This is a genomic window from Halorubrum sp. SP9 (assembly GCF_005435015.1).
Classification (GTDB): Archaea; Halobacteriota; Halobacteria; order Halobacteriales; family Haloferacaceae; genus Halorubrum; species Halorubrum sodomense.
In genome coordinates, this window is sequence record NZ_SGXU01000473.1 from 1 (window position 1) to 372 (window position 372).

1 protein-coding gene is annotated in these 372 nt (G+C 61.0%); it reads right to left on the reverse strand.

The features are described from left to right. Positions 1-372: transposase (locus tag EXE45_RS18310; protein WP_137695157.1), on the reverse strand; the 372-nt coding region annotated here is incomplete at both ends.

The window sequence follows — 372 nt, forward strand, 5'->3', positions numbered from 1 at the left end:
GGACAGCGGGGCCGAACCGACGCTTGATGGCCGAAAAGGCGGTCTCGGCCATCCAGCGTTGGCCGTATAATTCGCTGTCCAACCGTGCGTTGTGGGCGTGATCGTACGCAGCAAACAGCCGGTGACGCAGCAAGGGTCGGACGCCCTTTGATCGGAGGGCGTCCCGGAGAGATTGGTCGTCATAGCCTTTGTCGCCGGCGAGACTCTCTATTTTCCCGGTGTTGCGAAGGGCGACTCGACGGCCAGTTTGTGTGTCGTGAGGCCAGTGTGCCGAGCAGTGAACATCGAGGATGGCACACGAGTCTGTATCGACGAGCGCCGTCGTTTTGAGCGTGCGTATGTGGCGATCCGAGCGGTGTTGGTAGTGTCTCG